1 protein-coding gene is annotated in these 229 nt (G+C 53.7%); it reads right to left on the bottom strand.

All coding sequences use genetic code 11. The features are described 5' to 3' along the window. Positions 1–229 (bottom strand): InlB B-repeat-containing protein (locus S1OALGB6SA_RS02410; RefSeq protein WP_148084006.1); only part of this gene is annotated, 229 nt, incomplete at both ends.

Below are 229 nucleotides of genomic sequence, written 5' to 3'. Positions count from 1 at the left end.
ATCGGCCTGAGTATTCCAGCCATCAAAGCTCTTGCCAGCGGGATGCGTAAGTCCCCCGGGTTTCACTGCAGCCGTCACGTCTTGGCCAGCAGCATAAACAACGGAATCTGTCGGAACAGTTGCACCGCTCCCTCCATTTAAATCGTAGGTAACTGAGTACTTGACAACCCATTGGGCATAGAGCGTCAAACCACCACTGGGCATAGATATGGTTCCGCCTGCCGCAACA

The sequence above is a fragment of the Olavius algarvensis spirochete endosymbiont genome (assembly GCA_900608495.1).
Lineage (GTDB): Bacteria > Spirochaetota > Spirochaetia > DSM-2461 > DSM-2461 > UBA2779.
This window is presented reverse-complemented; position numbering and strand designations above follow the sequence as displayed.